The sequence below is a fragment of the Streptomyces sp. NPDC057280 genome, assembly GCF_042668605.1.
Taxonomy (GTDB): domain Bacteria; phylum Actinomycetota; class Actinomycetes; order Streptomycetales; family Streptomycetaceae; genus Streptomyces.
In genome coordinates this window covers 287,828-310,265 of sequence record NZ_JBHUYR010000004.1, presented here as the reverse complement: position 1 = coordinate 310,265, position 22,438 = coordinate 287,828, and the positions used below count along the sequence as shown (strand labels likewise).

The 22,438-nt window shown below is 71.1% G+C and carries 22 protein-coding genes; 13 read left to right on the top strand and 9 right to left on the bottom strand.

Annotation, left to right across the window (positions count from 1 at the left end; translation table 11 throughout):
* Nucleotides 1-11: 11 nt before the first annotated feature.
* Nucleotides 12-617, bottom strand: a complete 606-nt coding sequence (locus tag ACFUO4_RS25300) for a TetR/AcrR family transcriptional regulator (protein ID WP_079309553.1) — start codon at nt 615-617, stop codon at nt 12-14.
* A gap of 80 nt (nt 618-697) precedes the next feature.
* The gene (locus ACFUO4_RS25295; RefSeq protein ID WP_079309552.1) at nt 698-1,126 is read right to left on the bottom strand and encodes a YjbQ family protein; all 429 of its coding nucleotides are present in this window, start codon (nt 1,124-1,126) and stop codon (nt 698-700) included.
* 122 nt (nt 1,127-1,248) lie between these two features.
* Here ACFUO4_RS25295 and ACFUO4_RS25290 point away from each other — a divergent pair, with 122 nt between their 5' ends.
* The 5 genes from ACFUO4_RS25290 to ACFUO4_RS25270 all read left to right on the top strand — a co-directional run bounded on the left by ACFUO4_RS25290 (nt 1,249) and on the right by ACFUO4_RS25270 (nt 5,192).
* Nucleotides 1,249-1,332, top strand: coding sequence for a putative leader peptide (locus ACFUO4_RS25290; protein WP_352340592.1), 84 nt, complete (start codon nt 1,249-1,251; stop codon nt 1,330-1,332).
* A gap of 113 nt (nt 1,333-1,445) precedes the next feature.
* Nucleotides 1,446-2,321, top strand: a complete 876-nt coding sequence (locus ACFUO4_RS25285; protein ID WP_383488596.1) for an ABC transporter permease — start codon at nt 1,446-1,448, stop codon at nt 2,319-2,321.
* The gene (locus tag ACFUO4_RS25280) at nt 2,294-3,043 is read left to right on the top strand and encodes an ABC transporter ATP-binding protein (RefSeq protein ID WP_383488594.1); all 750 of its coding nucleotides are present in this window, start codon (nt 2,294-2,296) and stop codon (nt 3,041-3,043) included. The genes ACFUO4_RS25285 and ACFUO4_RS25280 overlap by 28 nt, the downstream gene beginning before the upstream one ends.
* Nucleotides 3,044-3,071: 28 nt before the next feature.
* Nucleotides 3,072-4,085, top strand: coding sequence for an ABC transporter substrate-binding protein (locus tag ACFUO4_RS25275; RefSeq protein WP_383488591.1), 1,014 nt, complete (start codon nt 3,072-3,074; stop codon nt 4,083-4,085).
* 39 nt (nt 4,086-4,124) lie between these two features.
* Complete coding sequence (locus ACFUO4_RS25270) at nt 4,125-5,192, top strand: NAD(P)-binding domain-containing protein (protein WP_383488588.1); 1,068 nt, start codon at nt 4,125-4,127, stop codon at nt 5,190-5,192.
* Between the two features lie 12 nt (nt 5,193-5,204).
* On the opposite strand, the gene mltG is transcribed toward ACFUO4_RS25270, so the two are convergent.
* On the bottom strand, nt 5,205-6,047 hold the full coding sequence (gene mltG, locus ACFUO4_RS25265) for an endolytic transglycosylase MltG (RefSeq protein ID WP_383488585.1): 843 nt from the start codon (nt 6,045-6,047) through the stop codon (nt 5,205-5,207).
* 43 nt (nt 6,048-6,090) lie between these two features.
* A complete protein-coding gene (locus tag ACFUO4_RS25260) occupies nt 6,091-7,899 on the bottom strand; it encodes an ABC transporter ATP-binding protein (protein WP_383488582.1) in 1,809 nt (602 codons plus the stop codon).
* 94 nt (nt 7,900-7,993) lie between these two features.
* Here ACFUO4_RS25260 and ACFUO4_RS25255 point away from each other — a divergent pair, with 94 nt between their 5' ends.
* Nucleotides 7,994-8,452 carry a MarR family winged helix-turn-helix transcriptional regulator gene (locus ACFUO4_RS25255; RefSeq protein ID WP_079309546.1) on the top strand — a complete coding sequence of 153 codons (459 nt, stop codon included), beginning with the start codon at nt 7,994-7,996 and terminating at the stop codon, nt 8,450-8,452.
* Between the two features lie 55 nt (nt 8,453-8,507).
* Here ACFUO4_RS25255 and ACFUO4_RS25250 read toward each other — a convergent pair whose 3' ends face one another.
* From ACFUO4_RS25250 to ACFUO4_RS25240, 3 genes are all read right to left on the bottom strand, one after another.
* Nucleotides 8,508-9,869: a cation:dicarboxylate symporter family transporter gene (locus ACFUO4_RS25250; protein ID WP_383488579.1), complete on the bottom strand. Its 1,362-nt coding sequence runs from the start codon at nt 9,867-9,869 to the stop codon at nt 8,508-8,510.
* Nucleotides 9,870-10,063: 194 nt separating this feature from the next.
* The gene (locus tag ACFUO4_RS25245) at nt 10,064-11,647 is read right to left on the bottom strand and encodes a peptide-N4-asparagine amidase (RefSeq protein ID WP_383488576.1); all 1,584 of its coding nucleotides are present in this window, start codon (nt 11,645-11,647) and stop codon (nt 10,064-10,066) included.
* A gap of 57 nt (nt 11,648-11,704) precedes the next feature.
* Nucleotides 11,705-12,409, bottom strand: coding sequence for a L,D-transpeptidase family protein (locus ACFUO4_RS25240; RefSeq protein ID WP_383488573.1), 705 nt, complete (start codon nt 12,407-12,409; stop codon nt 11,705-11,707).
* 137 nt (nt 12,410-12,546) lie between these two features.
* On the opposite strand from ACFUO4_RS25240, the gene ACFUO4_RS25235 reads away from it, so the two are divergent.
* Nucleotides 12,547-14,325: an ABC transporter transmembrane domain-containing protein gene (locus tag ACFUO4_RS25235; protein ID WP_383488570.1), complete on the top strand. Its 1,779-nt coding sequence runs from the start codon at nt 12,547-12,549 to the stop codon at nt 14,323-14,325.
* The gene (locus ACFUO4_RS25230; protein WP_383488567.1) at nt 14,322-16,103 is read left to right on the top strand and encodes an ABC transporter ATP-binding protein; all 1,782 of its coding nucleotides are present in this window, start codon (nt 14,322-14,324) and stop codon (nt 16,101-16,103) included. The genes ACFUO4_RS25235 and ACFUO4_RS25230 overlap by 4 nt, the downstream gene beginning before the upstream one ends.
* Nucleotides 16,104-16,177: 74 nt before the next feature.
* Here ACFUO4_RS25230 and ACFUO4_RS25225 read toward each other — a convergent pair whose 3' ends face one another.
* Entirely contained in the window at nt 16,178-16,720 is a 543-nt protein-coding gene (locus ACFUO4_RS25225) for a hypothetical protein (protein WP_383488564.1), read from the bottom strand.
* A gap of 96 nt (nt 16,721-16,816) precedes the next feature.
* On the opposite strand from ACFUO4_RS25225, the gene ACFUO4_RS25220 reads away from it, so the two are divergent.
* The 4 genes from ACFUO4_RS25220 (at nt 16,817) to ACFUO4_RS25205 (ending at nt 18,944) form a co-directional block, all read left to right on the top strand.
* The gene (locus tag ACFUO4_RS25220; protein WP_079309542.1) at nt 16,817-17,416 is read left to right on the top strand and encodes a sigma-70 family RNA polymerase sigma factor; all 600 of its coding nucleotides are present in this window, start codon (nt 16,817-16,819) and stop codon (nt 17,414-17,416) included.
* Nucleotides 17,406-18,083: a hypothetical protein gene (locus ACFUO4_RS25215; protein ID WP_383488561.1), complete on the top strand. Its 678-nt coding sequence runs from the start codon at nt 17,406-17,408 to the stop codon at nt 18,081-18,083. Before ACFUO4_RS25220 ends, ACFUO4_RS25215 begins: the two co-directional genes overlap by 11 nt.
* Before the next feature lie 108 nt (nt 18,084-18,191).
* A complete protein-coding gene (locus ACFUO4_RS25210; RefSeq protein ID WP_383488558.1) occupies nt 18,192-18,662 on the top strand; it encodes a DUF5709 domain-containing protein in 471 nt (156 codons plus the stop codon).
* Between the two features lie 15 nt (nt 18,663-18,677).
* Entirely contained in the window at nt 18,678-18,944 is a 267-nt protein-coding gene (locus ACFUO4_RS25205; RefSeq protein ID WP_059198427.1) for a type B 50S ribosomal protein L31, read from the top strand.
* A 35-nt stretch (nt 18,945-18,979) separates the two neighbouring features.
* Here the strand turns inward: ACFUO4_RS25205 and ACFUO4_RS25200 are convergent, their stop codons facing one another.
* On the bottom strand, nt 18,980-19,774 hold the full coding sequence (locus tag ACFUO4_RS25200; protein WP_383488553.1) for a metal-dependent hydrolase: 795 nt from the start codon (nt 19,772-19,774) through the stop codon (nt 18,980-18,982).
* A 145-nt stretch (nt 19,775-19,919) separates the two neighbouring features.
* Between ACFUO4_RS25200 and ACFUO4_RS25195 the strand changes: the two genes are divergently transcribed.
* Nucleotides 19,920-22,433: a DEAD/DEAH box helicase gene (locus ACFUO4_RS25195; protein WP_383488550.1), complete on the top strand. Its 2,514-nt coding sequence runs from the start codon at nt 19,920-19,922 to the stop codon at nt 22,431-22,433.
* Nucleotides 22,434-22,438 lie beyond the last annotated feature (5 nt).

Genomic DNA, 22,438 nt, shown 5'->3' with positions numbered 1-22,438 from the left:
TGCGGTGCCCCTCACAGCCGGTCCAGGAGGGTCGCCGCGAGGGCGCGGGCGTGCCGGAGGCGCTCGCCGTCGCCTTCCAGGCCGGCGCGGGCCATCGCGCCCTCCAGCAGGAAGGACAGGTGCTCGGCCGTGGCATGGGCGGTGCCGGGACGATCGGGCAGCAGCTGCTCCAGATGCCCGGCGATCAGCCGCTCGACCTGCTCCTTGTGGGCGCGGACCACGGCTCGGCCCTCATCCCCGGCCGGGAGTTCGGCAGCGGCGTTGAGCAGACCGCAGCCGCGGAAGCCGTGCTCGTAGGCGAACGCGGCGTGGTCGGCGTAGGCGTCGAAGACCGCCAGCACGCCGTCGCGCGGCCCCTCGGCCCGTTCCAGACGCGCCCGGTAGAGCCCGAGCCATTCCTCGTGCCGGGCGTCCAGATAGGCGCGGACCAGTTCGGCCTTGGAGGAGAAGTTGTTGTACAGGCTCATCTTGGCCACACCGGCGTCGGCGGTGATCGTGTCGATGCCGGTCGCGGCCACGCCGTCGGCGTAGAACCGGCGGGCCGCGGCCGCCAGCAGCCGTTCCCGGGCAGGGCGCCGCCGCGGCTTCCCGGCGGCGCCCGCGTCGGTCTCACTCATCACAGGATCCAAACTAGGTAGGTAGGTCTACCTAGACTGTAGCGGACGATGTCACCGCCGGTCTCCTGGTTCCGGCCGCCTCAGGAACCCGCGAGGAACGTGAGGCGCACCTTGCGCTGCGGGTTGTCCTTGTTCGTGTCGACCAGGCACACCGACTGCCACGTCCCGAGCTCGAGCCGCCCGTCGATCACCGGCAGCGTCGCGTGCGGCGGCACGAAGGCCGGCAGGACGTGGTCACGGCCGTGGCCCGGGCTGCCGTGCCGGTGCTGCCAGCGGTCGTCGGCGGGAAGGAGGGTGTGCAGGGCGGAGAGCAGGTCGTCGTCGCTGCCGGCGCCCGTCTCGATGATCGCGATTCCCGCGGTGGCGTGCGGGACGAAGAGGTTGAGGAGGCCGTCCCGGCCGGCGGCGGCCTCGCGCAGGAAGGCGGCGCAGTCGCCGGTGAGGTCGACCACGCGCTCGGTCGATCCGGAGGTGATGTTCAGTACTCGGGTGGTGAACGCATCTGACATACCGCCATCGTCACCCATCCGTCCGGCCGCCGGGGGGATCCGCCGCCCGCCCTGCGATACGGCAGGTCCATTCCGCGAGACGCCATTGACCATGGCCACGCCATCTGGCTACGTTCGGCGGCATGTTGCGTTCAGTTCTGCTCACCACGCGCGGTCACATCGACCTGCTGCGGGTGGCCTCCGCCGCGTGTCGCCGCGGCCGCTGACGCCCTTCACCGCCTCTTCCCCGCTTCTCGCATCCGCGTCACCTCCTGTCCGTCCGCGTTTCTGACGCGGCGGCGCTCCGGCGCACCCCGCTCTCCCACTCCGTGGAGCACTCATGAGCATCAGCCATGCCCCACCCAGCGCTCCCGAGCCGGATATTTCCGATATACCCGGCAAGGACGGCTCGTTGGAGCTCGAACCCCTCGTCCCCGCCTCCTCCCGCCGTACCCGCATCCCCCGCTGGCTGCGCCGCACCACCGGCCCCGTGGTCCTGGTCCTGCTGTGGCAGGTCCTCAGCGCAACCGGCGTGCTGACCTCCGACGTGCTGGCCTCGCCGGGCCGGATCGCCCAGGTAGGGAGCGATCTGATCGCCGACGGCTCGCTGACCTCCGCCATGGGCACCTCGCTCCAGCGGGTCGCCGCGGGGCTGCTCCTCGGCACGCTCGTCGGCACCGGACTCGCCCTGGTCTCGGGCCTGTTCAGGATCGGCGAGGATCTGGTGGACGCGCCCGTCCAGATGCTGCGGACCGTGCCGTTCGTCGGTCTCATCCCGCTGTTCATCATCTGGTTCGGCATCGGCGAGGCGCCGAAGGTCGCCATCATCACGCTCGGCGTGACCTTCCCGCTCTACCTCAACGTCTACGCCGGCATCCGCGGCGTGGACTCCCAACTCATCGAGGCCGGTGAGTCGTTGGGGCTGTCCAGGTGGGGGCTGGTGCGGCACGTCGTACTGCCGGGCGCCCTGCCCGGTGCCCTGACCGGACTGCGGTACTCCCTCGGCATCGCCTGGCTCGCGCTGGTCTTCGCCGAGCAGGTCAACGCGGACTCCGGGATCGGGTTCCTCATGGTGCAGGCACGGGACTTCCTGCGGACCGACGTCATCGTGGTCTGCCTGATCGTCTACGCCTTCCTCGGCCTGCTGGCCGACTTCGTCGTCCGCTCCCTCGAAAGGCTGCTGCTGCAATGGCGACCGACGTTCACCGGCCGGTGACCACCCGGCGGACCACCCGGGCGGTGCGCGTCGAGGGGCTGACCCGCTCCTTCGACGGCCGCACCGTCATCGACGACCTCCGACTCGACGTCCGCCAGGGAGAGTTCGTGGCTCTCCTCGGCCGCAGCGGCTGCGGCAAGTCCACCCTGCTGCGCATCCTCGCCGGTCTCGACCGCGACATCGAGGGCACCGTGCTGGTGCCGCGCCGCAAGGCCGTGGCGTTCCAGTCGCCCCGGCTGATGCCGTGGAAGAAGGTGTGGCGCAACGTCCTGCTGGGCCTGCCCGGCAAGCCGGGACGCCCCGTCGCCGACCAGGCGCTGGAGGAGGTCGGCCTCGGCCACCGCGCGGACGCCTGGCCCAAGACCCTCTCCGGCGGCGAGGCCCAACGCGCCTCCCTGGCCCGGGCGTTGGTCCGCGAGCCCGATCTCCTGCTGCTCGACGAGCCGTTCGGCGCGCTCGACGCCCTCACCCGCATCAAGGCGCAGCGCCTGGTGGGCGAGTTGTGGCAGCGGCGCGGCTGCGCGGTCCTGCTCGTCACGCACGACGTCGAGGAGGCCGTCCTGCTCGCCGACCGCGTCCTGGTGATGGACGACGGGGTCATCGCCCACGAGCAGACCGTCGACCTCGACCGCCCCCGCGACATCACCGACCCCCGCTTCGCCGAACTCCGCGCCGGCCTGCTGGAACGGCTCGGCGTCGACACCGCCGCCGAAGCCGCCTGAACCACCCCACCCCCAGAACGGAACCGCCATGCGACGACGCCTCGTCCCCGCCGCCCTGCTCCTCCCGCTCGCCCTCCTGCTCACCGCCTGCGGCGGCAGCGCCTCCGCCGGTTCCGACACCGACGGCAAGGGGTCGCTCACCCTCAACGTCGGTGACCAGAAGGGCGGTTCGGAGGCGATCCTGCGGGCCGCCGGAGAGCTCAAGGGCCTCGACTACAAGATCAAGTGGTCCACGTTCACCTCGGGGCCGCCGCTGCTGGAGGCCGTCAACGCCAAGGCCGTCGACATCGGCGGAGTCGGCAACACCCCGCCGGTGTTCGCGGCGGGGGCAGGCTCGAAGATCACGGTCGTGTCCGCCTTCCACGGCACGTCCAAGGGCGACGCCATCCTCGTACCGAACGGCTCGAAGCTGACGGAGCCCGAGCAGCTCAAGGGCAAGTCCATTGCGGTGGCGCAGGGTTCGTCGGCCAACTACCAGCTGGTCGCGTCCCTGAGGGCGGCGGGGCTGAGCCTGGGCGATGTGAAGGTCAAGTACCTCCAGCCGGCCGACGCGCTGGCGGCGTTCACGTCCGGCAAGGTCGACGCGTGGGCGGTGTGGGACCCGTACACCTCACAGGTGCTCCAGGCGAAGCAGGGGCGGATCCTGACGACCGGCGACGGGGTCACCAACGGGCTCACCTTCCAGGTGGCGGCGCCCTCCGCGCTCGAGGACAAGAAGAAGGCCGCCGCGATCAAGGACTATCTGGACCGGCTGCGGCGGGCCACGACCTGGGTGCACGACCACCAGGAGGAGTGGGCGAAGGTCTGGGCGAAGGACACCGGGCTGCCCTACGAGGTCGCGCTGGCCTCGGTGAAGCGGACCAACTCCACCCGCATCTCGGTCGCCGTCGACAAGCCGCTGATCGCCTCCGAGCAGGAGATCGCCGACACGTTCACCCAGCTGAAGCTGATCCCGAAGAAGGTCGACTTCGCCGACTTCGTGGACACCCGGTTCAACGCCGGTCTGCCGCCGTCGACCACGCCGGCGCGCGGCGAGGGCTAGTCAGGGAAGATCCCGGGCCCCGGTCCGGTTGGTAGAAAGGTGAACAACACTGAGGTCGTCGTCATAGGCGCTGGTCAGGCCGGCCTGTCCAGCGCCTATCACCTGCGCCGGACCGGTTTCGAGCCCGAGCGCGACTTCGTCGTGCTGGACCACTCCCCCGGCCCGGGCGGCGCCTGGCAGTTCCGGTGGCCGTCGCTGACGTACGGCAAGGTGCACGGGATGCACGCGCTGCCGGGGAAGGACCTGACGGACGCCGATCCCGCGCGGCCGTCCTCCGAGGTGATCTCCGAGTATTTCGAGGCCTACGAGCGGACCTTCGACCTGCGGGTGCGCCGGCCCGTGGACGTGCGCGCGGTACGGGAGGGCGAGGGCGGGCGGCTGCTCGTCGAGACCTCGGCCGGCACCTGGGCGACGCGGGCGCTGATCAACGCGACCGGCACCTGGGACCGGCCCTTCTGGCCGCGCTATCCGGGCCAGGAGACCTTCCGGGGGCGGCAGTTGCACACCGCGCAGTACCCGGGGCCCGAGGAGTTCGCGGGGCTGCGGGTGGTGGTCGTGGGCGGCGGCGCGTCCGGCACGCAGCACCTGATGGAGATCGCCCCGTACGCGGCCGCCACCACCTGGGTGACCCGGCGGCCGCCCGTCTTCCGCCAGGGGCCGTTCACCGAGGAGATCGGCCGGGAGGCGGTGGCGATGGTCGAGGAGCGGGTGCGGCAGGGGCTGCCGCCGAAGAGCGTGGTGTCGGTGACCGGGCTGCCGCTCAACGACCAGATCCGGCAGGCCGTCGCCGACGGCGTCCTGGACCGGCAGCCGATGTTCGACCGGATCACCCCGGACGGGGTGGCCTGGAACGACGGCCGGCACATCGACGCCGACGTGATCCTGTGGGCGACCGGCTTCCGCGCCTCCATCGACCATCTGGCGCCGCTGAAGCTGCGCGAGCCGGGCGGCGGCATCCGCGTCGAGGGCACGCGCGCGGTCGCCGACCCGCGGATCCACCTCGTCGGCTACGGCCCCTCGGCCAGCACCGTCGGCGCCAACCGCGCGGGGCGGGCGGCCGTGCGGGACATCAGGCGGCTGCTGGCCGGGGAGCCGGTCGCCGCCTGACGTCCCGGGACGTCATTTCGCGGGCTGCGCGCTCTTCTTCTGGCGGGCGTTGAACTCGGCCACGTTGCGCAGGTGCTCCTGGTAGTCGGCGGTGAAGCGGGTGTCCCCGGGCTTCACCGTGACGAAGTAGAGCCAGTCGCCCGGCGTCGGGGTGATCGCGGCGCGCATCGCCTCCTCGCCGGGGTTGTCGATCGGGGTCGGCGGCAGGCCCATGCGCTGGTACGAGTTGTAGGGGCTGTCGATCCGGGTGTCGGCGTCGGTCGTCCTCAGCGTGGAGCGGTTGAGCGCGTAGTTGATGGTGGAGTCCATCTGGAGTGGCATCCCGCGCTCCAGGCGGTTGAAGATGACCCGGGCCACCTTGCCCATGTCGGCCTTGGCGGCGGCCTCCGCCTGGACGATGCTCGCGATGGTGACGGCCTGGTAGACGTTCATCGCGTTGCGCTGGGCGCCGGCGGCCATCGGCGCCCCGTTGAACTTCTGGTTCGCGGTGTCGACCATGAACGACAGCAGCGACTCGGGCGTCGTCTTGTCGTTGAGCGGATACGTCGCCGGGAAGAGGTAGCCCTCCGGGTTGCCCTCGGCGTCGGTCGGCAGCTTCAGAGCGGCCCTGGCCAACGCCTTCCTGGCGGTGCCCGCCGGGCGGGCGAGGGCCTTGTCGATGGCGGCGTACACCTGGCCGGCGCGCCAGCCCTCCGGGATGACCAGTGCGGTGGGCTTGGCGGCCTTGTCGCTGTCCAGGCTCAGCAGCGGCACCGCCACGGCGGTGCCGGCCACGACGGCCCCGGTCGCGATGAGGACGAGTCGGCCCCGGCGCGTCAGTCGAATCGTGCTCCGTGACGGAGTGTTCTGGTACATGCGGGCACGGTAACCCCCACATCGTTACAAACCCGGCATATCTTCAGCTTGTCGGTTCCAGTTGAGCATCCCGGCGTACGAGGGCCGCGTACCGCCCGTCCAGTTCCAGCAGTTCCTCGTGCGTGCCGCGCTCGGCGGTGCGGCCGGAGTCCAGGACCACGATCTGGTCGGCACCCCTGACCGTGGACAGCCGGTGCGCGATGGTGATCGTGGTGCGGTTGGCGGACAGGGCGTCGATGGCCTCCTGGACGGCGCGTTCGGTGCGGTTGTCCAGGGCGCTGGTCGCCTCGTCGAGGATCAGGACCGGCGGATCGCGCAGGATCGTCCGGGCGATGGCCAGCCGCTGCTTCTCGCCGCCCGAGAAGCGGTGGCCTCGCTCGCCCACGACCGTGTCGTAGCCGTCGGGCAGGCCCGCGATGTGGTCGTGGATCTGGGCCGCCTTCGCCGCCGCGTGCAGTTCCTCGTCGGTGGCGTCCGGCTTGGCGAAGCGCAGGTTGTCGGCGACCGAGGCATGGAAGAGGTACGTCTCCTGGGAGACGACGCCGACCGCGCGCGCGAGCGTGTCGAAGTCGAGGTCGCGGACGTCGACGCCGTCCAGGGTGACCCGGCCGCCGGTCACGTCGTAGAGCCGCGGCACCAGGTGGCCCAGGGTGGACTTGCCGGCGCCGGTCGGGCCGACGACCGCCAGACTGCCGCCCACGGGGACGGTGATGTCGACGCCGGTGAGGGTGGGGGCGCTCTTCTCGTCGTAGCGGAACTCGACGTTCTCGAACCGGACCTCGCCCTTGACGGTGTCCAGGTGGATGGGGTTCTCGCGCTCGGTGATGTCGATCGGCAGGTCGAGGTACTCGAAGATGCGCTGGAACAGGGCGAGGGAGGCCTGGATCTGGACGCCGGTGCCGAGCAGGCTCACCGCCGGGCGGAACAGGCCCTGCTGGAGCGAGACGAAGGCGACGATGGTGCCGATCGAGACGTCCGGGCCGCCCGTCTGGAGGGCGAGTCCCGCGGTCCAGTAGATGACGGCGGGCATGGCGGCCATGACGATCGTGATGACGGCCATGCGCCAGCGGCCCGCCATGTTCGACCGCACTTCGAGGTCGACCAGGCGCTCGGACTCCTCCGCGAAGGACTGCGTCAGCGAGTCGGAGCGGCCCATGGTGCGGCCGAGGAGGATGCCGCTGACCGAGAGGGACTCGGTGACGGTCGCGGCCATCGCGGCCATCTGCTTCTGGCGCTGGGTGGTGATCTTCTTGCGTTCGTTGCCGACCCGGCGGCTGATCCACACGAAGACGGGGAGCAGGAGCAGCGAGACGACGGTCAGGCGCCAGTCGAGGGCGATCATCGCGACGATCGTGGCGACGACGCTGGTGGCGTTGGAGACCAGGGAGGTCGCGGTGGAGGTGACCGTGGCCTGCATGCCGCCGATGTCGTTGGCGATGCGGGACTGGACCTCGCCGGTGCGCGTGCGCGTGAAGAACGCGAGCGACATGCGCTGGAGGCGGTCGTAGACGGCGGTGCGCAGGTCGTGCATGACGCGCTGGCCGACCGTGGTGGAGATCAGGGTCTGCAGGACGCCGAAGACGCTGGTCAGCACGGCGCTGAGGATCATGCCGAGCGCCAGGAGGCTGAGCAGGCCGGTGCGGCCCTCGGGGATCGCGACGTCCAGGATCTCCTTCAGCAGGAAGGGGGTTGCGACGGAGACCAGCGAGGCGGCGCCGACCAGGAGGCCGACGACGGCGAGGCGGCTGCGGTAGGGGCGGAAGAGTTTCAGGATGCGGCGGACCTGCCGGGGCTGCTCCGGGGTGTGGGAGTCGGCGGCCGGTGTCCATGCGGGTGCGTTGTCGGGGTGCAATGGGCTCCTAGGAAGGCATGGGAAGACTGACTGACGGAGCGTAGCTCATTGTTACCTATACTCACAATGCACATAGTCCTGATATTGTTCCCGCATGACCACCCCCGATCCCGACAGCCTGCTTGCCGAGCAGCTGCTCCGGTTCACGCGGCGTGTGCACCGCATCCAGAAGCGGCACATCGAACAGAGCGGCCTGGGCGTCACCCCCGCCCAGTCGCGGCTGCTGCGCACCCTCGCGCACTACGGCTCGCCACCGCGCATGGCCGATCTCGCCGAGCGACTGGAGGTCGTGCCTCGGGCGGTGACCACGCTGGTCGACGGACTGGAGGCGGGCGGCAAGGTACGGAGGGTGCCGGATCCCACGAACCGGCGGGTCATCCGGATCGAGCTCACGGACGACGGGCGCAAGGCGCTGAGCGAACTGCGGGGGGCACGGCGGTCGGCGGCGGCGGAGATTCTGGCGCCGCTGACGGAGGAACAGCGGCGGGTGCTGGGCGGATTGCTGGACACGCTGGTGGACGGGGATGTTCCGGAGGCGGGGAAGCGCTGTTGAGGACATGAAGAGAGGCCGCGGCTGATCGCCGCGGCCCCTTTTTCGGTGGTGGAGGTCAGCCGGCCTCGGTCACCGCCTCCTTGGCCTGCCGGGCAGGGACCTCGGGAGCGGCGTCCTTGACGTCCTCGGTCTCGCCGTCGAGTACCTTCCTCGCCTTCTCCAGGTCCAGTGCCCCCTCCCACCGGGACACCGCGAACACGGCGACGCAGTTGCCCAGCAGGTTCGTCACGACGCGCATCGAGTCCATGATCCGGTCCACGCCCAGCAGCAGCGCCACCGCGCCGGCCGGGATCGCGCCCAGCGAGGACGCGGTCGCGGACAGGGCGAGGAACGCCGAGCCGGGGATGCCGGCCATGCCCTTGCTGGTGAGCATCAGCACGAGGATCACGGTGATCTGCTGGCCGAGGCTGAGGTCGACGCCGACCGCCTGGGCGATGAACAGCGTGCCGATGGACAGGTAGAGCGAGGCACCGTCGAGGTTGAACGAGTAGCCGGTCGGCAGCACCAGGCCCACGGCGTCGTCGCGGGCGCCCGCCTTGCGCAGCTTCTGCATGACACGCGGCATGACCGACTCGGTGGACGCGGTGCCGAGCGCGAGCAGCATCTCGGCGCGGATGTAGCGCAGGAACTTCCAGAGGCTGAGCCCGGTGACCATGCGCAGGGCGACGGCGAGCAGCGCGATGAAGAACGCGGCGGCCACGTAGCACAGGACGATCAGCTTGGCGTAGGTCTCGATGACACCGAGCCCGTACTGGCCGATCAGGACGGCCATCGCGCCGAACACCGCGATCGGGGCGAGCCGCATGATGAAGCCGACGACCGCGAAGATGATCTCCTGGGCCTGCTCGACGGCGGGCAGCACCTGCGGCACCTTGGTGTGGCCGAGGTGGAGCAGTGCGGCGCCCACCAGGCAGGCCAGGATGAGGACTTGGAGGAGGCTGTTCTCGGCGAAGGCCCCGATGAAACTGGTCGGGATGGCGTTGACGACGAACTCGGTCGTCGAGGGCAGCGAGCCCCCGCCGGTCTTCGCGTCGACCGCGGAGGCGTCCAGTGTCGACGGGTCGACGTGCATGCCGGAGCCCGGCTGGACGACGTTCGCGGCGAGCAGGCCGATGACCAGCGCGAGCGTGCTCGCGACCTCGAACCAGATCAGGGCCTTGAGCCCGATCCGGCCGAACGCCTTGAGGTCACCGGCCTTGGCGATCCCGACGACGACCACGCAGAACACGAGCGGGGAGATGATCGTCTTGATGAGCCGGGTGAAGCCGTCGCCGAGCGGCTTGAGGTCGGCGGCGAAGTCGGGCCAGAGCTTGCCGACAACGATGCCGAGGACCAGCGCACAGAGGACCTGCGCGAAGAGAGAGGTACGCAGTATGTGTGCGACGCGTCGCGGCAGGGACGGGACGGACGGCGGCACGGGCACTCCTTGTGGGGACGTTGGCGCGCGGAAGTCCAGGGAAGAACTTCTGCGATACGGAAAGCGGCTTCCGTGACGATCACTTTGACCGCGCCGTTGATCACCCACGAGACCGCCGCGTTTCGGCCGCGTAAATCACTCCCCGAGTGACGCATCGCACACAACTCGCGTGGCCTGGTCGCGGTTCCGGCCGCTCAGCAGCCCGCGCGGTCCTCGGTGAGCACCCCCTGGACGGTGGTCAGTGAACGGTCGTAGCAGCGGCCCGGGCCCTCCAGCCGGTAGTGCTCACTCGTCGTGCCGACCGCGTGCCGCTGGTCACGCGGGACGTTGAGGGTCCAGGTGGCGTCGCCGGTGTAGGTGTCGTGGAGGCGTTGCCGCAGGCGTCCGTCGGCGACGACCGAGGCGCGGTCGCCGAGCGTCAGCACCGTCCGCAGCCGGTCGTCCGTGCCGATCGTGGTGGTGCCGTTCATCGTGTACGTCCGCTGCGTGCGCGTCGTGTGCGCCGGGCCGCGTCCGTCGACGGTGACCGACTCCGTGTCCGTCCAGGTCGCGTCGAGTCCGTCGAGGTTCTCGCCCTCGGTCCAGCGGTGCGCGGAGGTGTTCGTCAGCGACCGGCGGACGGTGGTGGTCACCCGGCCGTGGGAGGTGTCGACGTATCCGGCGACCGTGAGCCGGTGGGCGCCCTCGGTGTCCAGGCGGTGCTCCGAACCGGGTGTGTAAACCGAGGAGTTGGTGAGGTCGCCTACGGTGTGGGCGATGAGCTTGCCGGTGACGTGGGCGCGCTTCGCGTCCTGCCAGACGGCGACGTTCACGGGCGCGCTCCAGCCGCTCTGCCCTTCGGGGACGCCGACGACATCGACCTGCACGCGGTGCGGCTCGCCGTCGTTGAGGAGACCGGCGAACGGGGTCAGGTCGTATTCGATCGGCTTGACGTCGAAGGCGCGCGGTCCCGGAACGACGTACCAGAGGAAGGGATTGGACCAGCCACCGGTCCACACGTGCGGGAACGGCGCGGCGATTCCGGCGAGTTGGCCGTCGACCTTGATCTGCACCTCGCGGTAGGGGCCGCCCGCGGCCTTGCAGGAGTACGGCGCCGTGTCGGGCACCGTCAGATACCAGTACTCCTCGCACCCGCCGCCGGAGCCGGTCGCGTACACCTCGGCGACGATCCGTTCGCTGTTGCGCGGGGTGGTGACGGTGCCGTCGGTGAGGGGCAGGACCCGGTCGGGGGTCTTCGCGGCGTCCGGCCGGCCCGCGTAGAACGTCAGGGTGACCTTCACGTCGATGACACCGGTGTACGTGTCGTCGACGACGTTGCCGATGAGCATCTCGACGTCCTGGCCGGAGCGGAGGGTGTCGCTGTAACGCGTCACGTCCTTCTCGACCGACCACTCGATCCCGTCCGGCGACGGTTCCGGAGTCGAGGTACGGAAGATCTCCACCCCGCCGACCCGCAGATAGCCGAGCCGGTCGTACTGACGGCCCTTCACCTTGCCGTCCATCCGCAGGACCACCTTGCTCCAGCGGTCGCCGCAGTGTGCGGGCGGCGTGTAACTCCCCTGGTAGGGAGTGAAGTCACGGAACCGGGCTTCCGCGAGGGTGACTTGGCAGGACTGCCCGGAGGGCCTGCTGACGGGCGGGGCCGCGGTGACCGGGTCGTGCCAGTCGCTGCCGAACTCCGCCGGTACGTCCGCGGATTGGGCCGGTGCCGCTCCCAGGAGGGTGCTCGCGAGGAGGGTCGCTCCGGCGAGCATGGACATGATGATCCGTCTCTTCATGGCCGGTGTTCTACGGCGAGTCGGGCACCCGGCGCAATGACGCCTCCGGCACGGGGACTAGCCCGCCAGGGCGGCCCTGTCTCCCATCACCACCACGGGATGCCGGGCCGGGTCGAGCGTGCGCAGCAGGTACTCCATCGCGGACCTGGAGAGGCTGACGCAGGCCGACGTTCCGCTGCCGTGGTCCATGTGCAGCCAGATCCCGCCGCCCTTGCGGTCGCCCTCGGGGCGGGTCGGGTCGTTCGGCGGGGTGCCCTTGACGCGGTTGTAGTCGATGGCGATGACGTAGTCGAAGTCGTGCCAGTGCGACTTCGCCCACCAACGCGGCGCCGCGAAGGCGGCGGACTGCGTGTACGGGAGTCTCGAGCCGGGGTCCTTCAGCACGCCGCCCGCGTCGGTGAGCGTGAACACGCCCACGGGGCTGCGTCTGTCGCCCTCGTGGTGGTCGGTCGTCCAGCCCTTCTTGCCGTTGTGCGCGGGCCAACTGCGCGTGCGGTCCCAGCCGGTGCCCCGCTTCGTGTAGAGCACGACCGTGGAGTCCGGCGCGTCGATGCCCTCGCCGTAGACCGCGACGACCTGGCGGGCGCCGGCGGGGATGCGGCGCTGTAGGCGGTCACCGATGCCGGGGATGCCCGTCGGGACCGTGGCGGTGGCCCGGGCCTGCGGTTTCGCCGGTGGGCCGGCGTCCCGAGGCGCCGCGCAGCCGGCCAGGGCCAGCGTCAGGAAGCCGCAGAGCACCGCACGCCGTACATCGATCGCCACCCCGCCATGGTCGCACCCGGCCGCGTGGAAAACCGCTTGCTTCCGACCACGCAATGACGCGAACCTTTCACGGTTTGCTACCGCCGTCCGCGGTCCCACCCACCCCCCTGACACGAGCCACTGGGACGTCATCCGTCATGCAGATTCAAGACCTTCCCTATCCCGACCCAGGTGTGCCGGACGCGCGCTCGGGTCCCCGATTCCTGTGGTGGCTCTTCCGGAATCAGCTGGGCGGCCAGCTCAGATCACTGGCCTGGGGACTCCTGCACTTCGCCTCCGTGTCCGCCCTGCCGTTCTGTGTCGGCCTCGCCGTCCAGGCCGTCGTCGACCGGTCCGGGAGCCGGCTCGCCCTCGCGGGCGGGCTGCTGGCGCTGGTCGGTGCCGCCATCGCGCTCGGCGACACCTTCCTGCACCGCACCGCCATCACCAACTGGATCACGGCCGCCGCCCGCGTCCAGCAGCTGCTCGCCCGCAAGGCGGCGACGCTGGGCTCGGCACTGACCCGGCGGGTCGCGGCCGGTGAGGTCGTGGCCGTCTCCACCGGCGACGTCGAGAAGATCGGCTGGTTCGTGGAGGCCGTCTCCCGGTTCACCGCCGCCGCCCTCACCATCGTGCTCGTCTGCGTGGGACTGCTGGTCTACCAGCCCGCGCTCGGCGTGGTCGTGGCCGTCGGTCTGCCGGTCCTGGCCCTCGCGGTGCTGCCGCTGCTGCCCCGGGCGACCCGGCGCGCCGACTTCCAGCGCGAGAAGGCCGGCCGCGCCACCGAGCTGGCCTCGGACACCGTCGCCGGGCTGCGGGTGCTGCGTGGCATCGGCGGCGAGGAACTGTTCCTCGACCGCTACCGCAGTGCCTCCCAGGAGGTGCGGCACGCCGCCGTGCGCAGCGCCCGGATGTGGGCGCTGATCTCGGCGATCCAGGTGCTGCTGCCGGGGCTGCTGCTGGTCGCGGTCGTCTGGCACGGAGTGGGCCTCGCTCGCGAGGGCCGGATCACGGTCGGTGAACTCGTCACCGTCTACAGCTCGGTCATGATCATGACCTACCCGTTGCGGCACTTCGAGGAGATCGCCATGGCGTACTCCTTCTCGCGTCCCTCGGCCCGCCGGGCCGCGCGCGTGCTGTCGCTGCGGCGCGCCACCTCCGAGGACGGCTCGCAGGCCGGTACGGCACCCACGGGTGACCTCTACGACCCGGCGACCGGGCTGCTCGCGCCCGCGGGCCGGCTCACCGCCGTGGTGTGCGGGGACCCGGACGCGGCGGGACGGCTGGCGGAACGGCTCGGCGGCCACCCGTCGTCGACCGAGGAGGAGACGTCGGTGCTGCTGGGCGGTGTGCCGCTCGACGAGCTGCCGCTCTCCGCCGCGCGCACGGCCGTCCTCGTGCAGGACAAGGACCCGGTCCTGCTGTCCGGCACACTGCGCGAACTCCTCGACGTGCCCGCGTCGGGGGACGTCGACGCCCGCGAGGCGCTGACGGCGGCGCAGTGCGAGGACGTCCTGGCCGCCCTGGTGCAGGGCTCGCTCGGCGCCGAGGACCCGCTGGACGCCCGGATCACCGAACGCGGGCGCTCCCTGTCGGGCGGTCAGCGGCAGCGGCTCGCGCTGGCCCGGTCGCTGTTCACCGACCCGGAGGTCCTCGTCCTGGACGAGCCGACCTCGGCCGTGGACTCGCACACCGAGGCCCGTATCGCCGAGGGCGTGCGGGAGTTGCGGGCGGGCCGCACCACCGTGGTGTTCACCTCCTCGCCGCTGCTGCTGGACCGCGCGGACCGGGTCGTCCTGGTCCACGAGGGCGAGGTCGTGGCCGTGGGCGTGCACCGCGAACTCGTGCACAAGGAACCCCGGTACCGCGCGGTCGTCACCCGCGAGACCGCATCGGATGAACTGCAGGAACTGGAAGAGATCGAGGAGACAGCATGATCGGCGTGGCGCCACCGGCGTACGACCCGGCGGCCCCGACGACGGCGAACACCCTGCCCGTCGGGAGCTCCGCGACCGTGCGCGCCTATGTGGCCGAACTGTTCCGCCGGCACCGCCGCGCCTTCCTCGTCCTCGTTGCCGTCAACACGGTCTCGGTGATCGCGTCGATGGTGGGGCCGTGGCTGCTCGGCGGACTCGTGGACCGGGTCTCGGACGGGGCCCGGGAGGTTCATCTGGAGCTGACCGCGGGCCTGTTCGTGGCCGCGCTCGCCGTGCAGGCCGTGTTCGTACGGCAGGTGCGGCTGCGCGGCGCGATGCTCGGCGAGCGGATGCTGGCCGACCTGCGCGAGGACTTCCTCGTGCGCTCGGTCGGCCTGCCGCCGGGCGTCCTGGAACGGGCCGGCACCGGTGACCTGCTGTCCCGGATCACCACCGACATCGACCGGCTGGCCAACGCCATGCGCGAGGCCGTGCCGCAGCTGTCGATCGGCGTGGTGTGGGTGGTGCTGCTGCTCGGCGGGCTCGTCGTCACGGCGCCGCCGCTGGCCGCGGCCGTGCTGCTCGCCCTGCCGCTGCTGGTGATCGGCTGCCGCTGGTACTTCAAGCGGGCGCCGTCCGCCTACCGGTCGGAGTCCGCCGGGTACGCCGCCGTCGCCGCCGCGCTCGCCGAGACCGTGGACGCCGGGCGCACCGTCGAGGCGCACCGGCTCGGGGAACGCCGCGTCGAGCTGTCGGAGCGGCGGATCAAGGAGTGGACGGCGTGGGAGCGGTACACGCTCTGGCTGCGGTCGGTGCTGTTCCCGTTCATCAACATCACCCACGTGATGGTCCTCGGCTCGGTCCTGATGGTCGGCGGGGTGATGGTGCTGCACGGCTGGATCGACGTCGGCCGGCTGACGACCGGTGCGCTGATCGCGCAGATGCTGGTCGACCCGGTGGGACTGATCCTGCGCTGGTACGACGAGTTGCAGGTCGCCCAGGTGTCGCTGGCCCGGCTGGTCGGCGTCCGCGAGGTCGAACCGGACGCCGGTGACGCCGCCGTGGCCCCCGAGGGACGCCATGTGCACGCCGACCGCGTGCACTTCGGCTACCTCGAAGGCGTGGACGTGCTGCGCAAGGTGTCCCTGGAGGTCGCCCCCGGCACCCGGATGGCGCTGGTCGGCCCCTCCGGCGCCGGCAAGTCGACCCTGGGCCGGCTGCTCGCGGGCATCTACGCACCGCGGGACGGCCGGATCACCCTGGGCGGCGCGGAGCTGTCCCGGATGACGGCGGAGGGCGTCCGCTCGCATGTCGCCCTGGTCAACCAGGAGCACCACGTCTTCGTAGGGTCCCTGCGCGACAACCTCCTCCTCGCCCGCACGGGCGCCGAGGACGCCGAGCTGTGGGCGGCGCTCGGCGCGGTCGACGCGGACGGCTGGGCACGGGCGCTCGACGACGGCCTCGACACCGAGGTCGGCTCGGGCGGGCTCGCGCTCACGCCGGCGCAGGCCCAGCAGATCGCGCTGGCCCGCCTGGTGCTGGCCGACCCGCACACGCTGGTCCTGGACGAGGCGACGTCCCTGCTCGACCCGCGCGCGGCGCGTCATCTGGAGCGGTCCCTGGCCCGCGTCCTCGACGGCCGCACCGTCGTCGCCATCGCGCACCGGCTGCACACCGCCCATGACGCGGACGTGATCGCCGTCGTCGAGAACGGCCGCATCAGCGAACTGGGCAGCCATGACGAGCTGGTCGCGGCGGACGGGGCGTACGCGGCGCTGTGGAGGTCTTGGCACGGGTGAGTCATGGCAGGCGTGAGTCATGGCAGGCGTGAGGAGACCTGTGGGGGCCGTCGTCTTCGGGCGACGGCCCCCTTTCAGTACCCGTAGCCGCTGTCGCCGTCGCCGTCCGTCGAGGGTGCGGCCTGCTTCACCGCCGTGCCCTTCGCGTTCAGCACGTACCAGATCCCGTCGATCCCCTGCCCCTTGAGATCACCCGGCGCCTTGTCCTTCGCGTAGTAGTAGAGCGGATGTCCGGCGTACGTCGCCTGCGGTGCGCTGCCCTGCGTGGTCCCGATAAGGCTCGCGTTGGAGCCGGAACCGGCCTTGGGCTTGCCTTCCGCGGGCGGCCACAGCTTGAGGCAGGCGGTGTCGCACTTCATGGAGTTGGTGTTCTTGCCGTCGGCGGTGAACAGGTAGAGCGTGCGACCCGTGCCGTCGACGAGGATGTCGCCGAGCGGCGAGTCGCTCACCTTCACGGTGGAGGGGTGCGCCGCGGTGGATGCCTCACGGGTCGCGGTGGATGCCTTGCCGTCGGATCCGCCGCCGTACGACCCACCGCCCCCGCACCCGGCCAGCCCCAGTGCCGCCACTGCCGCCACGCATGAGATCCCGGTCAGGGTGATCCTGTTTCGGCTCATGATCGTCTCCGTTCCTTCCGACGGAGGTTGTACGGCTGCCGTCGGCGAACGGATTGCCGCGCAATCCCTCCGCCCGGATCGGACGTATACAGAAGCGTGGAACTGTTCCCCCGCGCGGACCGGGTCGACGACGCCTCGCTCGTCGCCGGTCTCGCGCTGGGCGACGAGCAGGCGGCCACCGCCTTCGTCCGCCGCTTCCAGAACGCCGTCTACGGCCTCGCCCTGTCGGTGACCCGGGAACCGGGCCTCGCCGAGGACGTGAGCCAGGAGGTGTTCGTACGGGCCTGGCGGGCGGCCGGCAGCTACGACCCCCGCCGTGCCTCGGCCCTCACCTGGCTGCTGACCATCACCCGCAACGCCGCCATCGACGCCGTCCGCGCCCGCAGACCCACGCCCGTACTGGCCGAGACCCTCGAACGGCTCATCGACGTCACCCTGCGAACCGACGCGGAGGAGACCGACGGCACGGAGCGGCTCGCGCTGGCCGCCCTGGAGAGCGAGCGTGCCCTGGCCCGGCTGCGGTCCCTGCCGGAGGAACAGGCCCGGGCGGTCGCCCTCGCCGTGATCGGGGGCTGTACGGCGGCGGAGGTGGGCCGGCACGAGGACATCCCGCTGGGCACCGCCAAGACCCGGATCCGCACCGGCCTGCGCAGGCTGCGCGAGGCGCTGAAGGAGGGAGGCCGCGATGGCACATGACCCCGGGCCGGACACCCACCCGGACGAGGACGAACTGCTCGCCCTGGCCCTCGGCACCCTCCCCGGTGAGCCGGCCGGGCTGCTGCGCCACCTCACCGTCTGCCCGGCCTGCCGCTCGACGTACGACGACCTCTCGGCGGCCGCCGACTCCGTGCTGCCCGCGGCACCCTCCGTGGCGCCTCCCGCCGGGTTCGAGGCGCGGGTCCTCGAACGGCTGGAGCTGCCCGCGTCGGCGGGACGCACGGTGCGGCGCCGGTCGTACCGCAGGCCGCTGCTCGTCGCCGCCGCCGCGGCGGCCGGGATCTGTCTGGGGGCGGCCGGTGCGGTGGTCGTCGACCTCGGGTCGCCGTCCGCCTCCCAGGTGGCCGTGAGCGACCGAGGGGCGCTGCTGGTCACCGGGTCGGGGGCGACCGTCGGCACCGTCGAGCCCAGCCGGCTCGGCGCCGAGCCCGTCCTCGTCATGCAGATCACGGACGGCCGGCCCGGCACGCACTACACCTGCCGGCTCCTCCTCAAGGACGGCACCGCCCGCGAGGCCGGCGACTGGCGAGTCCCGTCCTCCGGCCGGGCCACCTGGATCGCCTACGGGGCCGCAGACTCCGTGGACCGGGTGGAGCTGGTGACGGACGGGGGGCGGGTGTGGTCGTCGGCGGGGCTGGACTCCTGACACGGGACACCAAGCGCCCGTGCCGTTGCGCGGTCCCGAGAGGGGGTGGAAGGCTGGATAACGGCACCGGCTCGGGGAGTGTCCCGTCCCCATCACCTGGAGGTACCCGTGAACAGCGCCGACGGATGGGGCGACGACGTCTACCAGCCCGACGGATCCGAGATCCAGGAGGACTCCGGGCTGCTCGACGTGGAGGACACCCTGGAGGACGACGGTGTCGACGACCCCCTCGACCGGGGCTGGTCCCCTCCGGAGCGCCCCTGGGCGGTCGAGCACACCGGTGTGACGGCGGCCGAGCGCGAGAGCCTGGACCAGCGGCTCGCCGAGGAACTGCCGGACCTCCCCGTCCCCGACGGGGACGGCATCGGCGACATCGACGGCACCGACGGTGAACTCCTCGACAACGAGGTCGGCGCACGCCGCTCCGGCCGTCTCGTCGCGCCCGACGAAGGCGCTCACGAGGACGAGGAGAGCGCCCTGATCGCCACGGACGTGGGCATCGACGGTGCCGCCGCCTCCGCCGAGGAGGCCGCGATGCACGTCGTCGACGACGACGCCGAGGACGCCCTGTCCGGCTGACCCCGAGGAGCACGCATGCAGCAGGACAAGCACCCCGACTACCACCAGGTCGTCTTCCGTGACCGCTCCGCCGGTTACGCCTTCCTCACCCGGTCGACCGCGACCAGTGAACAGACCATCGAGTGGGACGACGGCGAGACGTACCCGGTGGTGGACGTGGAGATCTCCTCGGAGAGCCACCCCTTCTACACCGGCAAGGCCCGCACGGTGGACACCGAGGGACGCGTCGCCCGCTTCGAGCGGCGCTACGGGAGTGCGGCGGGCCAGGACGCCGAGGGCTGAGCGGCGCGCCCCCGGCGCCGAGTCCCGCGCCGCGGTCAGATGAAGTTCAGCGCCGCCGCGCAGCCCACCCCGCCCAGCAGCATGAACGCCGGCATCAGCACCTTCAGCTCGACCCAGCTTCCGGCCCGGAACCGCATGACCTTGGGCGGGCCGATCGGATACCAGCGCTTGCGGCCCACCGGGATCGGCCACAGGATCGGGCAGCCCGAGACCGTCAGCGCGTCCCCGATGTCGTGGACCAGCGCGCCCAGCACGATCGGCAGGCCCAGCCACAGATACTCCTGGCCCGGGTCCGTGAACAGCCAGTCCGCGCCGTTGCCCGGCTTGTCCAGCACCCCTGCGAGGATCCAGGCACTGGTCGCGGCCAGCAGCCAGACCAGGACGTCGGCGCTGGAACCGCTGGTCGCCCGCCACAGCAGGCCCTCGATGGCGAGCACCATGTGCACGAACAGGATCGCGAGGACCGCCCAGCGGCCCCCGGTGATCGCCGCGACCGAGGCGCCCGCGCCGGTCAGGACGGCCCACAGCCACGTGTGGGTGAGCGTGCGGTGCCCACCGGAGCGACGGGGGTCGCCCGGCTTCTTGGTGGCCTTGTAGACGGCGTAGGAGAGCTTGTCGACGATCTCGCAGAGCCCGCGCGAGATGGGCCCGAAGGCGCGCGAGATGGTGGCCGCCTTGTGGTCGAGGTCGGGGGCGAGCGCCGCCCCCGCGCAGATCAGGGCTCCGGCCAGCAGGACCGGCCAGGGCATCGCGTGCCCCGCGGCGGCGGCCGCCGCTCCGACGCCCAGCCAGGCCGCGGCCCCCGACAGTGAGTGTGCTGGTCCCATCATCGCCGTTGCCCGCCCCATTCCTCGTGTACCGCTGCGCAGTTGACCGGATGCCCTGACGCCTCGTCGGCGACACAGCGTACTGCTCGTGATCTTCGTACCCGCATCCGATTCCCCTGTAGTGGGGAAGGGCAGGCAAGATGGGTGGGTGACCCTCATCGATCAGCTGCCGCCGACCGCAGACCCCGACGCCCTCTACGAAGCCTTCGAGTCGTGGGCCGAGGAGCGCGGGCTCACGCTCTACCCCCATCAGGAGGAGGCGCTGATCGAGGTGGTCTCCGGTGCGAACGTGATCGTGTCGACGCCCACCGGCTCCGGCAAGAGCATGATCGCGGCGGCCGCCCACTTCGCCGCGCTCGCCCGTGACGAGGTCACCTTCTACACGGCTCCGATCAAGGCGCTGGTCTCGGAGAAGTTCTTCGAGCTGTGCAAGATCTTCGGCACCGAGAACGTCGGCATGCTGACCGGCGACGCCTCCGTCAATTCCGACGCCCCCGTCATCTGCTGCACCGCCGAGGTGCTGGCGTCGATCGCGCTGCGCGACGGCAAGCAGGCGGACGTCGGCCAGGTCGTGATGGACGAGTTCCACTTCTACGCGGAGGGCGACCGCGGGTGGGCCTGGCAGATCCCGATCCTGGAGCTGCCGCAGGCGCAGTTCATCCTGATGTCGGCCACGCTCGGCGACGTCTCGATGTTCGAGAAGGACCTCACCCGGCGTACCGGCCGCCCGACGGCGGTGGTCCGCTCGGCGACCCGTCCGGTGCCGCTGTCCTACGAGTACAAGTTCACCCCGCTCACCGAGACCCTGACCGAGCTGCTCCAGACCAAGCAGGCGCCGGTCTACATCGTGCACTTCACCCAGGCGCAGGCCGTGGAGCGGGCGCAGGCGCTGATGAGCATCAACATGTGCTCGAAGGAGGAGAAGGAGCAGATCGCCGATCTGATCGGCAACTTCCGCTTCACCACCAAGTTCGGCCGCAACCTCTCCCGTTACGTGCGGCACGGCATCGGGGTCCACCACGCCGGCATGCTGCCCAAGTACCGGCGCCTGGTCGAAAAGCTCGCGCAGGCGGGTCTGCTGAAGGTCATCTGCGGCACCGACACGCTCGGCGTGGGCGTCAACGTCCCCATCCGTACCGTGCTGTTCACGGCCCTGACCAAGTACGACGGCAACCGCGTCCGCACCCTGCGCAACCGCGAGTTCCACCAGATCGCCGGCCGCGCCGGGCGGGCCGGTTTCGACACGGCGGGCTTCGTCGTCGCCCAGGCGCCCGAGCATGTCATCGAGAACGAGAAGGCGCTCGCCAAGGCGGGCGACGACCCGAAGAAGCGGCGCAAGGTGGTCCGCAAGAAGGCGCCGGAGGGCTTCGTCGGCTGGACGGAGAACACCTTCGAGAAGCTGATCGCCTCCGAGCCGGAGCCCTTGACGTCCCGCTTCCGGGTGACACACACGATGCTGCTGTCGGTGATCGCCCGCCCCGGCAACGCCTTCGAGGCGATGCGGCATCTGCTGGAGGACAACCACGAGCCGCGCAAGGCGCAGCTGAAGCACATCCGCCGGGCGATCGCCATCTACCGCTCGCTGCTGGACGGCGGCATCGTCGAGAAGCTGGACGAGCCGGACGCCGAGGGCCGGATCGTCCGCCTCACGGTCGACCTCCAGCAGGACTTCGCGCTGAACCAGCCGCTGTCCACCTTCGCCCTCGCCGCGTTCGAACTCCTCGACCCCGAATCGCCGTCCTACGCCCTGGACATGGTCTCCGTCGTCGAGTCGACGCTGGACGACCCCCGGCAGATCCTCGTCGCCCAGCTGAACAAGGCGAAGGGGGAGGCCGTCGCCGCGATGAAGGCCGACGGCGTCGAGTACGAGGAGCGCATGGAGCGCCTCCAGGACATCTCGTACCCGAAGCCCCTGGAGGAGCTGCTCTTCCACGCGTACAACACCTACCGCAAGAGCCACCCCTGGGTCGGCGACCATCCGCTCTCCCCGAAGTCCGTCATCCGTGACATGTACGAACGGGCCATGTCCTTCACGGAGTTGGTGTCCTTCTACGAGCTCGCGCGCACCGAGGGCATCGTCCTGCGCTACCTCGCCAGCGCCTACAAGGCCCTCGACCACAACATCCCCGACGACCTCAAGTCCGAGGACCTCCAGGACCTCATCGAGTGGCTCGGCGAGACGGTCCGCCAGGTCGACTCCAGTCTGCTGGACGAGTGGGAGCAGCTCGCCAACCCGGAGGAGATGACCGCCGAGGAGGCCCAGGAGAAGGCCGACGAGGTCAAGCCGGTCACCACCAACGCGCGCGCCTTCCGCGTCCTGGTCCGCAACGCCATGTTCCGCCGCGTGGAGCTCGCCGCCCTGGACCAGGTCGAGGAGCTCGGCGAGATGGACGCCGACGCCGGCTGGGACGCCGACGCGTGGGGCGAGGCGATGGACAAGTACTGGGACGAGTACGACGACCTCGGCACCGGCCCGGACGCCCGCGGCCCGAAGCTCCTCATCATCGAGGAGCAGCCGGAGAACCGTCTGTGGCGGGTCCGGCAGATCTTCGACGACCCGAACGACGACCACGACTGGGGCATCAGCGCGGAGGTCGACCTGACGGCCTCCGACGCGGAGGGCCGCGCGGTCGTCCGGGTCACCGACGTCGGCCAGCTGTGAGCAGG

Bases quoted from the DNA above. Each gene is read 5' to 3' on its own strand.
- ACFUO4_RS25300 (WP_079309553.1), bottom strand. From the start codon at position 617: ATGAGTGAGACCGACGCGGGCGCCGCCGGGAAGCCGCGGCGGCGCCCT.
- ACFUO4_RS25295 (WP_079309552.1), bottom strand. From the start codon at position 1,126: ATGTCAGATGCGTTCACCACCCGAGTACTGAACATCACCTCCGGATCG.
- ACFUO4_RS25290 (WP_352340592.1), top strand. From the start codon at position 1,249: ATGTTGCGTTCAGTTCTGCTCACCACGCGCGGTCACATCGACCTGCTG.
- ACFUO4_RS25285 (WP_383488596.1), top strand. From the start codon at position 1,446: ATGAGCATCAGCCATGCCCCACCCAGCGCTCCCGAGCCGGATATTTCC.
- ACFUO4_RS25280 (WP_383488594.1), top strand. From the start codon at position 2,294: ATGGCGACCGACGTTCACCGGCCGGTGACCACCCGGCGGACCACCCGG.
- ACFUO4_RS25275 (WP_383488591.1), top strand. From the start codon at position 3,072: ATGCGACGACGCCTCGTCCCCGCCGCCCTGCTCCTCCCGCTCGCCCTC.
- mltG (WP_383488585.1), bottom strand. From the start codon at position 6,047: ATGTACCAGAACACTCCGTCACGGAGCACGATTCGACTGACGCGCCGG.
- ACFUO4_RS25255 (WP_079309546.1), top strand. From the start codon at position 7,994: ATGACCACCCCCGATCCCGACAGCCTGCTTGCCGAGCAGCTGCTCCGG.
- ACFUO4_RS25245 (WP_383488576.1), bottom strand. From the start codon at position 11,647: ATGAAGAGACGGATCATCATGTCCATGCTCGCCGGAGCGACCCTCCTC.
- ACFUO4_RS25235 (WP_383488570.1), top strand. From the start codon at position 12,547: ATGCAGATTCAAGACCTTCCCTATCCCGACCCAGGTGTGCCGGACGCG.
- ACFUO4_RS25230 (WP_383488567.1), top strand. From the start codon at position 14,322: ATGATCGGCGTGGCGCCACCGGCGTACGACCCGGCGGCCCCGACGACG.
- ACFUO4_RS25225 (WP_383488564.1), bottom strand. From the start codon at position 16,720: ATGAGCCGAAACAGGATCACCCTGACCGGGATCTCATGCGTGGCGGCA.
- ACFUO4_RS25215 (WP_383488561.1), top strand. From the start codon at position 17,406: ATGGCACATGACCCCGGGCCGGACACCCACCCGGACGAGGACGAACTG.
- ACFUO4_RS25205 (WP_059198427.1), top strand. From the start codon at position 18,678: ATGCAGCAGGACAAGCACCCCGACTACCACCAGGTCGTCTTCCGTGAC.
- ACFUO4_RS25200 (WP_383488553.1), bottom strand. From the start codon at position 19,774: ATGATGGGACCAGCACACTCACTGTCGGGGGCCGCGGCCTGGCTGGGC.